The 11,927-nt window shown below is 70.4% G+C and carries 10 protein-coding genes; 2 read left to right on the forward strand and 8 right to left on the reverse strand.

From position 1 onward, the window contains the following. Window positions 1–95: 95 nt before the first annotated feature. Window positions 96–1,094, reverse strand: coding sequence for a ribosome small subunit-dependent GTPase A (gene rsgA, locus CKO41_RS03155; protein WP_200250778.1), 999 nt, complete (start codon window positions 1,092–1,094; stop codon window positions 96–98). 150 nt (window positions 1,095–1,244) lie between these two features. Here rsgA and orn point away from each other — a divergent pair, with 150 nt between their 5' ends. Further along, entirely contained in the window at window positions 1,245–1,790 is a 546-nt protein-coding gene (gene orn, locus CKO41_RS03160) for an oligoribonuclease (protein ID WP_200381236.1), read from the forward strand. Between the two features lie 53 nt (window positions 1,791–1,843). On the opposite strand, the gene queG is transcribed toward orn, so the two are convergent. The 4 genes from queG to CKO41_RS03180 form a co-directional block, all read right to left on the reverse strand. Further along, on the reverse strand, window positions 1,844–2,968 hold the full coding sequence (gene queG, locus CKO41_RS03165) for a tRNA epoxyqueuosine(34) reductase QueG (RefSeq protein WP_200381237.1): 1,125 nt from the start codon (window positions 2,966–2,968) through the stop codon (window positions 1,844–1,846). A 27-nt stretch (window positions 2,969–2,995) separates the two neighbouring features. After that, window positions 2,996–3,430, reverse strand: coding sequence for a host attachment protein (locus CKO41_RS03170; RefSeq protein WP_200381238.1), 435 nt, complete (start codon window positions 3,428–3,430; stop codon window positions 2,996–2,998). A 260-nt stretch (window positions 3,431–3,690) separates the two neighbouring features. Beyond that, on the reverse strand, window positions 3,691–4,332 hold the full coding sequence (nth, locus tag CKO41_RS03175; RefSeq protein WP_200250768.1) for an endonuclease III: 642 nt from the start codon (window positions 4,330–4,332) through the stop codon (window positions 3,691–3,693). Window positions 4,333–4,443: 111 nt separating this feature from the next. Further along, complete coding sequence (locus CKO41_RS03180) at window positions 4,444–5,376, reverse strand: histone deacetylase family protein (protein ID WP_200381239.1); 933 nt, start codon at window positions 5,374–5,376, stop codon at window positions 4,444–4,446. A 122-nt stretch (window positions 5,377–5,498) separates the two neighbouring features. On the opposite strand from CKO41_RS03180, the gene CKO41_RS03185 reads away from it, so the two are divergent. Continuing rightward, a complete protein-coding gene (locus CKO41_RS03185; protein ID WP_200381240.1) occupies window positions 5,499–8,177 on the forward strand; it encodes a bifunctional acetate--CoA ligase family protein/GNAT family N-acetyltransferase in 2,679 nt (892 codons plus the stop codon). 135 nt (window positions 8,178–8,312) lie between these two features. Here CKO41_RS03185 and CKO41_RS03190 read toward each other — a convergent pair whose 3' ends face one another. The 3 genes from CKO41_RS03190 to CKO41_RS03200 form a co-directional block, all read right to left on the reverse strand. Beyond that, a complete protein-coding gene (locus tag CKO41_RS03190; protein ID WP_200381241.1) occupies window positions 8,313–8,753 on the reverse strand; it encodes a type II toxin-antitoxin system VapC family toxin in 441 nt (146 codons plus the stop codon). Beyond that, on the reverse strand, window positions 8,750–9,016 hold the full coding sequence (locus CKO41_RS03195; protein WP_200250763.1) for a type II toxin-antitoxin system Phd/YefM family antitoxin: 267 nt from the start codon (window positions 9,014–9,016) through the stop codon (window positions 8,750–8,752). Before CKO41_RS03195 ends, CKO41_RS03190 begins: the two co-directional genes overlap by 4 nt. Window positions 9,017–9,153: 137 nt before the next feature. Beyond that, window positions 9,154–11,607 (reverse strand): glycoside hydrolase family 31 protein, encoded by a 2,454-nt coding sequence (locus tag CKO41_RS03200; RefSeq protein ID WP_200381242.1) that lies wholly within the window; start codon window positions 11,605–11,607, stop codon window positions 9,154–9,156. Window positions 11,608–11,927 lie beyond the last annotated feature (320 nt).

The following is an 11,927-nucleotide window of genomic DNA, read 5'->3' on the forward strand; positions in this document are numbered from 1 at the left end:
ACGCGGGGATTGCGCAGTCTTGCACTAGGTGCGGCGCTGATTGGTCTGCGCTGGAGGCTGAAGGCTGAAGGCTGAAGGCTGAAGGCTGAAGCCGCCTATCCGCCGGCGCGCAGCAGGTGCTGGAAGGTCGCCAGCCGTTCCGGGTGCACCCGGCTGTCGGCGACGGCCGTCTTGAGCGCGCAGCCTGGCTCCTGGTCGTGGCGGCAGTCCCCGAAGCGACAGTGCCCGACCAGCGGGGCCAGTTCGCGGAAGCCGCGTGCCAGGTCGCCTGGGTCGATCGCGCCGAGGCGGAAGCTGCGCACGCCGGGAGAATCGATCAGGAAGCTGTCCTCGGCGAGGCGATAACGGGTCGTCGCCGAGGTCGTGTGGCGACCGAGGCCGGTCGCCTGGGACAGCCGCCCGATCTGGATCTCGCGGTCGGGCAGCAGGGTCTTGACCAGCGACGACTTTCCGACCCCCGATTGGCCGACCAGGATGCTCGTATGCCCGCGCAGGGCCGCGACCAGCGGGGCGAGCGTCGCATCGCGACGCAGGCTGAGCCACAGCAACGGGTAGCCGAGTGCACCATAGTGGGCGAAGCGTTGCTCGAAGGTCGGGCGTTCGCCGTCGTCGATCAGGTCCATCTTGGTGACGGCGATCAGCGCGCGCACGCCGATCAGCTCGGCGGCGACCAGGTACTGGTCGAGCAGATACGGGCTCGGCTCCGGGCGCGGGGCGAGCACGATGACCAGCTGGTCCAGGTTCGCAGCCAGCGCCCTGGCGCGCCCGGCGTGGTCCGGGCGGCTCAGCAGCGTGCGGCGTGGTTGGAGCGCGGTGACGATCCCCTGACCGGGGCCGAGCGACTGCCAGACGACCTCGTCGCCGCAGACCGGGTCGCCGATGTTTTGTCGCGCCAGGCAGTGCCAGACCCGGCCTGCGCCGTCCTCGACGGCCAGGTTGGCCCCGTGGCGCACGACGACGGTGCCGGCCGCGGGGGGCGCCTCGTCGAGCTCGGCGAGGACCCGCTCGGTGCGGTCGGCGAGGCGCTGGCGGCGCCGCTCCTGGATCGTGCGGATCCGCTCGATCTGGCGTTCAGACAGGCGCCGGCGAGGCATGGTCCGGGTTCAAGCGCGTCAGGTCTCCGCAGGGGGCAATGCCCGCATTCTAACCGATCCGTCGGTGTCGGCGCGGCGAGGAAGGGACACAGTCCGGCCGCCGTCCGGGATACAATTCCGGGCCTATGAGCCACCGCGAGGTCAATGGAGATGCCGCAGAACGAGAGCCACCTGATCTGGATCGACCTGGAGATGACCGGACTCGATCCGGACCGCGACCGGATCCTGGAGATCGCGACCCTCGTCACCGACAACGACCTCAACACGATCGCCGAGGGACCGGTGCTCGCGATCCATCGCCCGGAGCACGTGCTGGCCGGCCTCGACGACTGGAACCGCCGCCACCACGGCGAGTCGGGGCTCCTCGATCGCGTGCGCACGAGCACCTGGGAGGAGGGGGCGGCCGAGCTGGCGACGCTCGACTTCCTCGTCCGCCATGTGCCGCCCGGCAAGTCGCCGATGTGCGGCAACAGCGTCTGCCAGGACCGCCGCTTCCTGGCGCGCTGGATGCCGCGCCTGGAGGCCTTCTTCCACTACCGCAGCCTGGACGTCAGCACGCTGAAGATCCTCGCCCAACGCTGGGCGCCCGACGTGGCCGAGGCCGTCAAGAAGGAATCCCGCCACCTGGCGCTGGAGGACATCAAGGAGTCCATCGCCGAGCTGCGTCACTACCGCGCCGAACTCCTCCAGTTCTGAGGGGCGCCACCTGGAAGGGGCCGGCCGAGCGTCGGCTGCCGGCAAGCCGGCTCCTACAGGGGCGCGGAGTCGCCGCGGGGGTCGTTAGCGCCCCGGCGGTGCCGGGCGGCGCGAGCCCAGGCGACGTGTTCGCGCACCAGCGAGTCCGGGTGGTCGGCCCGGGCGGCGAGCGCCGCCTCGACGGTCGTCCCCGGCGCGGCGTTGCCGAGGGCGACGGCGAGGTTGCGCAGCCAGCGACGGTGACCGATGCGCCGGATCGCGCTGCCCTCGGTGCGGGCGAGGAATTCGGGCTCGTCCCACCCGAAGAGGGTGATCAGGGTCGCCCGGTCGAGCCCCTCGCGGGCGAGGAAGTCCCCCTCGTCCGTGAGTCGCGCGAAGCGGTTCCAAGGGCAGGCGAGTTGGCAGTCGTCGCAGCCGTAGATGCGGTTGCCGAGCGGCGCCCGCAGCGGCTCGGGGATCGGCCCGTCGTGCTCGATCGTCAGGTAGCTGATGCAGCGGCGCGCATCGAGTCGGTAGGGCGCGACGATCGCGCCGGTCGGGCAGGCGGCGATGCAGGCCCGGCAGTCGCCGCAGTGGTCGCAGACCGGTGCGTCGACGGGCAGCGGTAGGTCCGTGTAGAGCTCGCCCAAGAAGAACCAGGACCCCGCGCGGGCGTTGATCAGGTTGGTGTGCTTGCCGATCCAGCCGAGGCCGGCCTTGGCGGCGAGCGGCTTCTCCATGACAGGCGCCGAGTCGACGAAGACCCGGAAGCCGAAGTCCCCGACCGTGGCTCGGATCCGCTCGGCGAGGCGCTGGAGGCGGCGGCGAAGGACCTTGTGGTAATCGCGCCCGAGGGCGTAGCGGGAGACGAAGGCGCGCGTCGGGTCGGCGAGCACGGGTGGCGCCCGGTCGAGGGGTTCGGGCAGATAGTCCATCCGCACCGAGACGATGCGCAGCGTGCCCGGCACGAGTTCGCCCGGGCGGCTGCGCAGCGTCCCGTGGCGGGCCATATAGTCCATGGTCCCGTGGCAGCCGTCGGCGAGCCAGTGCCCAAGTCGCGCCTCGGCGAGGGCGAGGTCGGTGTCGGCGATGCCGACCTGCTGGAAGCCGAGTTCGCGGCCCCAGCGCTTGATCTGGGCGGCGAGCTCGGCCGGAGCGGTGGGGGTGCCGTCGGGCGGCCGCGCGTTGCGTAACGACATCGCGGTGGCCCGACGGCCGACAAGGCCCTATAGATAATCCGGCAGGTGCTTGCGGATCGTCGTCGGATCCTGGGTGGTCAGGTTCTTGTCGATCTCGCCAGCGATCATCTGGCGCAGTGCGTTCGACTGGTTTCGCCGCAGCAGGCCGAGGAAGGCCGGCGCGGCGACGACATAGAGTTTGCTGAGCTCGGCGCGGGCGCGGGCGACATCGAGTTCTTCGCAGATCTGCTGGGCGAAGCGCTCGGCGGCATCCTGCTTGCGCGTCGTGCTCGGGTCGAGGCCGTGGAGGGTCCCGCTGGCGGGATTCTGGTCCCTCCCGCGCTTGTCGGTGACCAGATCGCCCTCGTGGAGCCGGCCCTCGGGCGAGGTGAGGTCGCGGAATTCGATCAACGGGCTTGCCGGTTTCTCGGCGGAGAACAGGCGTGCGCGGCTGTTGTCAGCGACCAGGACCCATGTCGGCATGGTGTACACCTCTCTTGAGCGCGGTGATCGATGGCGGCCGGGCGACGCGGTGCGGGGCCCGGCCGCTGGGTCGCAGCGGCGGTCGGCCGGCGCAACGAGTGCGCAGCGACGAATCGAGCCCAGGTCCGTCGCGATCGGGCGCCGTGTTGCAGCTCACCCCGGGTTTGCGCGTCCGACCGCCGCCTGGTGGAGATGATGAGGTCTCCGATCCAAGTGTAACAGCCCCGCAAGCGAAGGATCGGTGGGTGTGTCTCGTTCGCTCAGGCGGTGGGCGCGGTCTTGTCCGGATACTCGCAGAGATCGGCGATCGGGCAGACCGGGCAGCGGGGCCGGCGAGCCGTGCAGACGTAGCGCCCGTGCAGGATCAGCCAGTGGTGGGCGTGCCGGAGGAAGGGGCGGGGGACGCAGCGCAGCAGTCGCTCCTCGACGGCGAAGGGGGTGCGTCCCGGGGCGATCCCGGTGCGGTTGGCGACCCGGAAGATGTGTGTGTCGACGGCCATCGTCGGGTGGCCGAAGGCGGTGTTGAGGATCACGTTGGCGGTCTTGCGCCCGACGCCGGGCAGTGCCTCGAGGGCGCGGCGCTCCGCCGGGACCTCGCCGCCGTGCTCCTCGAGGAGGATCCGGCAGGTCGCGATGATGTGCCGGGCCTTGCTGTTGAAGAGGCCGAGCGTGCGGATACGCTCGCGCAGCCCCTCCTCGCCGAGGGCCAGGATCGCCGCCGGCGTATTGGCCTCCGGGAACAGGCGGGCGGTGGCCAGGTTGACCCCCTTGTCGGTGGCCTGCGCCGAGAGGATGACGGCGATCAGCAACTCGAAGGGCGTGTCGTAGCGGAGTTCGGTGGTCGGCTCGGGATTCGCCGCCTGCCAGCGGCGGAAGATCTCGGTACGTTTGGTGCTGTTCATGCGGTGTTCGGCCGACGCACGCCAACGGCGGACCCCGGCGGCGGGGCCAGGCGTGCGCCGCGGTTGCGCCCGCCGGCGGCGGTGACTATGCTGCTGCAATGCAGCACGAGACTAGCCGTGACCGATCAGCTCGTCGATGTGGGTGCTGACGCAGCGGCCGAGCGCCGAGAGGCTGTAGCCCCCTTCCAGGCAGGAGACGACCCGCTCGTGGGCGTGTCTGGCGGCGAGGTTGTGCAGCTCGCGGGTGATCCAGCCGTAGTCGACCTCGCGCAGGTTGAAGTGGGCCATGTCGTCCTCGGCATGGCCGTCGAAGCCGGCCGAGATCATGATGAGCTGCGGCGCGAAGGCATCGATGCGCGGCAGCCAGTCGCGCTCAACGGCAGCGCGGAACTCGGCCCCGCCCGTGAGCCGCGGCAGCGGCGTGTTGACGATGTTCGGCGCCTGGGTGTCGGCCCCGGTCCCCGGATAGTACGGATGCTGGAAGCTCGAGCAGAAGAGGACCCGCTCGTCGCCGATGAAGATGTCCTCGGTGCCGTTGCCGTGATGGACGTCGAAGTCGACGATGGCGATCCGCTCGAGGCCGTGTTCGGCCAACGCGTGGGCGGCGCCGACGGCGACGTTGTTGAAGAAGCAGAACCCCATCGCGCGGCGCCGCTCGGCATGGTGGCCCGGTGGGCGCACGCAACAGAAGGCGGCGTGGTGCTTTTCGCTCATCACCAGATCGACGCCGAGCATCGCGGCCCCGGCCGCGCGGCGGGCCGCGGGCAGGGTCGCCTGGCTCATCGCCGTGTCGCCGTCGACCCAGACGAGGACGTCCTCGACCTCGGGGGCCGCCTCGAAGATGCTGCGGACGTAGTCGGGATCGTGGACCCGGGTCAGCTGCTCGACGCTCGCCAGCGGGGCGTCGTAGTGGGTGACGAGCATCTCCATGCCCGAGGCGATCATGCGGTCCTTGATCGCGTCCAAGCGCCCGGGCTCCTCCGGGTGGTGCGCCCCCATCCGATGGGCGTGGCAGTCGGGGTGGGAGATAAACGCAAGGTTCATAGGGGTACAACTCCTGGTCGACGAACGAGGCCGCGGCGGGTCACGCCAAGGCCAAGGCGGCGCCGACCCATGTCAGCTTCGCCTCAAGCTTATACCCAATCGTGCCCTGGAGGCATATTCGCATGCGCTTATCCGATGTCGACCAACTCTTCACGCCGAGCGCCGTCGCCGTGTTCGGGGCCAGCGACCGGCCGGGCTCCGTCGGCGGCATCGTCTACCGAAATGTCCTCTCGAGCGGCTTCAAGGGCCCCTGCTACGCGATCAATCCGAAGTACGAGAAGGTCGCCGAGCGGCCCTGCTATAAGAACCTCGCCGAGCTCGACAAGTACTTCGAGCTGGCCCTGATCGCGACGCCGGCGGCGACCGTCGCTGAGATCCTCGATCAGTGCGGCGCCTACGGCGTCAAGGCGGCCATCGTGCACTCGGCGGGCTTCTCCGAGCACGGCGAGCGAGGGGCGGTCTTGCAGGAGCGCATCGTCGAGGCGGCGCGGCGCAATCGCATCCGTCTGCTCGGGCCGAACACGCTGGGCGTCATGCGCCCCGTCCACGGGCTCAATGCGACCTTCGGCAACGAGCAGGCGCGGCGCGGCAACGTCGCGCTCGTCTCGCAGTCGGGGGCCGTCTGCGCGGCGATGCTCGACTGGTCCGGACCACGCGAGGTCGGCTTCTCGGCCGTGGTCTCGCTCGGGGCCGCCGCCGACATCGACTTCGGCGATGTCCTCGACTATCTGGCCCTCGATAGCCATACCCATTGCATCCTGATGTACGTCGAGGGGGTGCGCAACGCGCGGCGCTTCGTCAGCGGCCTGCGCGCCGCGGCACGGATCAAGCCGGTCATCGTCGTCAAGGCCGGGCGTTATCCGGCCGGCTCGCGCGCGGCCAAGTCGCACACCGGTGCGTGGGTCGGCACGGCCGATGTCTTCCGCGCCGTCATGGAGCGCGCCGGGGCCGTCCAGGTCGAGGCGCTCGATCAGCTCTTCGCCGCCGCCCAGGTGTTCGGGGCCGGCCGGCGGCTCGCCGGCGAGCGCATCGCGATCGTCACCAACGGCGGCGGCCCCGGCGTGCTGGCCGCCGACCGCGCCGTCGAGCAGGGCCTGATGCTCGCGCAGTTCGCCACCGAGACGCGCGAACGGCTCGAGGCGGCCCTGCCCGAGCACTGGTCGCACGACAACCCGGTCGACGTGATCGGCGACGCGCCGCCCGAGCGGTATCGAGCCGCCGTCGAGGCCTGCGTCGCCGATCCGAACGTCGACGGCGTGCTCGCGATCCTGGCGCCGCTCGCCGAGGCCGACCCGAGCGCCGTCGCCAAGGAGGTGATCGTCGCGGCCAAGACCACGCAGAAGCCGGTGCTCGCGAGCTGGATGGGGTCGCGGCGCGTCGCCGAGGCCAAGATCCTCTTCGCGCAGGGCCGGATCCCGCACTTCGCCTCGCCCGAGGTCGCGGTCGATGCGCTCGCCTTTCTGGCGATGCATCATCGCAACCAGAAACTCCTGATGCAGTCGCCGGGGCCGATCTCCCACGAGGAGAGCCCGGACGTCGACGGGGCGCGGCTCATCATCGAGGGGGTCATGGCCGAGGGGCGCAAGACGCTCGGCATCATCGAGGCCAAGGCGATCCTCGCCGCGTTCAAGATCCCGACGACCCAGGCGGTCCTCGCACGCACGCCGAACGAGGCGCTGATCGCCGCCGAGGTGCTCGGCTTCCCGGTGGTCATGAAGATCAATTCGCCGGACATCGCGCACAAGTCCGACGTCGACGGCGTGCGGCTCAACATCACCGACGCCCTGACGGTGCGGCGCGCCTTCACCGAGATCGTCGAGCGCGCCAAGCGGCTGCGACCCGAGGCGCGCATCGAGGGCGTGACGATCGAGCACATGGTCCCGAGCCGCGCGGCGCGCGAGCTGATGATCGGCGTCTTGCGCGACGCGATCTTCGGCCCGATCATCACCTTCGGCGCCGGCGGTACCGAGGTCGAGGTCCTCCAGGACCGCGCGCTGGGCCTGCCGCCGCTCAATGCCTTCATCATCCAGACGATGATCCGCCACACGCGGGTCGATCGCCTGATGGGCGCCTTCCAGCACATGCCGCCGATGAATCGCGAGGCCCTCGCGCGGATCCTCCAGCGGGTCTCGGAGATGGTCTGCGAGCTGCCGGAGATCATCGAGATGGAGATCAACCCGCTGATCGGCAACGAGCGCGAGGTGGTAGCGGTCGATGCGCGGATCCGCGTCAACTACCGCCCGCCGCAGCAGACGACCTACGGCCACATGGCGATCCATCCCTATCCGACGCACCTGATCGAGCACGTCCAGCTGCCCGACGGCACCGACCTGACGATCCGCCCGATCCGGCCCGAGGACGCCCAACTGGAGCAGGACTTCGTGCGCGGCCTCTCCGAGCAGACCAAGTACTTCCGCTTCATGCAGGCGCTCAAGGAGCTGACCCCGGAGATGCTGGTGCGCTTCACGCAGATCGACTACGACCGCGAGATGGCGCTGATCGGCGTCGTCGAGCAGAAGGGCGTCGAGGTCGAGGTCGGTGTGGCCCGCTACATGTCGCGCCCGGGTGGAGATTCGTGCGAGTTCGCGATCGTCGTCGCCGACGACTGGCGCACCCGCGGCATCGGCGCCCGCCTGATGCGTTCGCTGATGGAGAACGCCCGCCAGCGCGGGCTGCGGGTCATGGAGGGCGAGGTCCTCACGGCCAACACCCGGATGCTCGCGCTGATGAAATCGCTGGGCTTCCGCATCGAGCGCGACAAGCTCGACCCGGGCATCAAGATCGTCACCAAGGTGCTCTAACCGCGGTCGGGTTCGGCGCGCCGGCGCAGCGATCGCTGAGAAAGAACAGGCCCGCGCGCGCCGCAGTAGCGAGTGAAAAAATAAGTGGCGCGCTTGACCATGGGGGGCGTCTCGCCCGCCTCGCTCTCGCTGTTGTCATCCCGGACCGGCGGCGAAGGGCGGTTCCAGGCTCAATACCCGTGCGGCGTTGCTCAAGCGGCGATCGAAGCAGGCGAACTGGACCGGTTCTGGACTTGCGTTGGACAAGATGTGCGCTGCGGCGAGTTGGACACTGTCATAGGCACGCAGGGCGAAGGTGTCTGCATACTCGCCAGCGCGCTCGACCAGTGTCTGGGTGACTTCGACGATCGCGTAATCGCTCCAATCCGCGCACAAGCGTTCGCGGATGGTGGCGATGGCGTCGGCATCGGCGGGGGATTCGCGCGAGCGCCTGGCCAGTGCGGCCATCGCTTCGGCCCAGGCGATCCGGCAGACCGCGGTCGCTGAGGCGCTTGCCACCGCGGCGAGCATCTCTTCGGTGAACGCCTCGCGAACGTAGAGCTTGACCAGTGCCGAGGTGTCGCAAAACAGGATCAACCGCGATCCTCCCAGACCATTCGGCTGACGGGGGTGCCCTGCGCGGACAATTCGACCGGCGCCGCCGGCCGCGGCTTGCGGCCGCTCCAGGACAAGGCACCGTTGGCGATTGACGCACGCAGGCCGTCCGCCGTGCCGGCGGGGATTCCGACGATCCGGGCGATCAACCTGTTGTGCGAGGTGACCGCGATCGGCTCCCCGGCCTGGGCGCGGGACAGGATGCGCGAGAGATGGGCCTTCAGTTCGCGGACAGCGACCTGCATCTTGAGCGATCTCCGATAGATTGTGACTACAATGATAGCGTATTATCTATTTTTGTGATCACACAGCGATGGGTCGGGCCGCGGCTGGTCGCCGCGAAGCGGCCTGCTGATCGTTGTGGTCGCGACGCGCCCGCCGGCTACGGGATGACCTCGATCCGATGGGCCGCGCCGTCGTCGGCGAGCGCGATCTCGGCGGCCCGCTCGGCGGCGCGCCAGCGCCAGGCGTCGCTCGTGCGGCCGTCGAGGCGTAGACCCGCCGGTGCCTCGGGCAGGTGCAGGCGTAGGATCAGCCGGCGCGGCGGCGGCTGGTAGGCGCCGCTGCGGGCGGCGATGCTCAGGGCCGCGCCATCGCGCAGGCTGGCGATCGCGAGGTGCGTCTCGGCCAGCCCCCCATGCTGGTAATCGAGGCCCTCGCCGGCGTCCTCGATCAGTGTCCACTCGCCGGGCGCCTGCGGGTCCGGATAGGCCTCGATGGTCAGCTCGGTGAGCGGCTCCATCGTCGAGCGGCGGACGTTGCCGAGGGTCAGGATTGCTCCGCCACGCACGAAGATCGGCAGCGCCCCCGGCGGGGCCTCGGCGATCAGCGCGTCCCGCTTGGCGAGCCGTGCGCCGGTGCGCAGGTCGTACCAGGTCGCCGGCGGCAGCTCGACGAGGCGGCGGCGCACGCCAGGGCGGTAGACCGGGGCGATCATCAGCTGCGGGCCGACCATCAGCTGGTCCTCGATCGGGTGCAGGTGGGCGGCGTCCGGGAAGTCGTAGAGCAGCGGGCGCAGCAGCGGCTCGCCGCGGCGGTGCGCGAGGTGGGCGAGGGTGTAGAGGTAGGGCAGCAGCCGGTAGCGCAACCGGATCGCCGCCCGGGCCAGCGCCTCGACCTGCGGCCCGAAGGCCCAGGGCTCCTGCGGTCGGCTGCCGCACTGGGTGTGGTTGCGCATGAAGGGGTAGAAGGTCCCGACCTCGATCCAGCGCGCGAAGAGCTCGGCGAAGCAGTCGCCGTAGAAGCCGCCGATGTCGACGCCGACATGGGCGGAGCCCGCGAGTCCCATGCTCGCGAGCTGCGGCAGGCTCGTCTCCAGGTCCTCCCAGCTGGAGCGGTTGTCGCCCATCCAGCTCGCCGCCCAGCGCTGCACGCCCGTGTAGCCGGCGCGCGTCAAGACCCAGGGGCGCCGCTGTGGGCGCCGGCGCGCGAGGCCCTCGGCGGCGGCGCGGGCCATCAGGGTCCCATAGAGATTGTGGGTCTCGACGTGCAGGGCCTCGCCGGCCTCGCCTTGGCGGGCGGCGAGCGGGATCGGCCGGGCCCGCTCGCCCTCGGTCCCGATCGGCCGATCGACGATCGCCGGCTCGTTCATGTCGCACCAGATGCCGTCGACACCGGCGTCGAGGAGGGCCGCCTGCTGCTCGCCCCACCAGCGGCGGGTGTCGGCTCGGCAGAAGTCCGGGAACAGGGATTCGCCTGGCCAGACCCACCCCGAGAAGGGCTCGCCGTCGGGGCCGCGGACGAAGTGCCCGCCGCGCAGGCCGGCGTCGGCGACCGGGTAGCCGCTGGTCAGGTCCTTCTTGACGCCGGGGTCGACGATGGCCACGGCGCGGATGCCCTCGGCGTGGAGCGCCGCGACCGTCTCGGCCGGCGCCGCAAAGCGCTGCGGGTGCCAGGTGAAGACCCGGAAGCCGTCCATGTAGTCGATGTCCAGATGGATCGCATCGAGCGGGATGTCGCGCTCGCGGAAGGTCCGCGCAACGGCGCGCACCTCGGCATCGCTCGCGTAGCCCCAACGCGACTGGTGATAGCCGAGCGCCCAGAGCGGCGGAAGGGCTGGGCGGCCGGTGACGCGCGTCAGCTGCTCGACGACGGCCGCCGGGGTCGGCCCGGCGAACAGGTAGTAGTCGAGCTCGCCGCCCAGGGTGAAGAGGGTCAGGACGTCCGAGTCGCCGGCACCGACGTCGAACGTCGAGTACCAGGTCGAGTGCAGGAAGAGACCCCAGGCGAGGCGCGGGCGCACGGCCAGCAAGACCGGGTGGGCCTGATACATGTTCTCCTCGCCCCGGCAGTGACCGGGCGAGGAGATATCGACGGTCCAGTTCGTGAATCGGCGGTGGCGCCGGTCGAGCCGGCCGGGGCGCTGCCCGAGGCCGAAGCAGCCCTCGTCCGGGGCCAGCCGCTTGCGCAGGAAGACGCCGGTGCGAGCCGCGCCGGGTGGCAGTTCGGCGTCGGGCCCCTGGGCCAGCGCGGTCTCCTCGATTGCGACCTCGCGCCAGCCGGGCGGGGCGAGGTCCCGGGCGAATTCGCTGCCGCCGGGGGTCGCGAAGGTCAGGGCGCCGCTGGTACGGTCGAGGCGCGCGGCGAGGCGCTCGACGAAGAGGTGCAGTGCCTCGTCGTCGCCGCTCAGGCCGAGTTCGGTCGCCGGCAGGTCGGGGAGCGACCCCCAGGCGCGCGGCGGCTGGAGTGCGCTGCCCGGAGAGAAGCGCACCCGCAGGATATCTGGGGCGACGGCATCGATGCGCGTGAGCCCTCGCTCGTGACGGGCGAGGAGGGCGGCGGGTTGTCGCTCCCAGGTCAGGATCGGACCCGGGTGCGCGAGAGCTGGAGCGTCCATCGCGAAGACCTCGACGAAGCTGGCGGGCATCGAGACCCAGTGTAAAGGGTTATCATGAAGGCCGCGCGCCGGCGCTCCCGCGCGGGGGGTGCGGCCTCGACATGATGTCGCACGCTGTTGCGACCTGGCAAGAAGAGGCTCGCGCAGAGACGCAGAGGCGCAAAGTGAAGAAAGAGCATTGATCGATGTCACAAGTGCGCTTCTCCTCTTCTTCTCTGCGCCTTTGCGCCTCTGCGCGAGATATCTTTTCGCGGCCACGCCTTCGCCATTCTTACAGCCCGTTGACGCAGCGGACGATTCCGTTTTTCATGAGCGCGGCG

The sequence above is a fragment of the Thiococcus pfennigii genome (assembly GCF_016583835.1).
In the GTDB taxonomy this organism is placed as follows: Bacteria; Pseudomonadota; Gammaproteobacteria; order Chromatiales; family Chromatiaceae; genus Thiococcus; species Thiococcus pfennigii.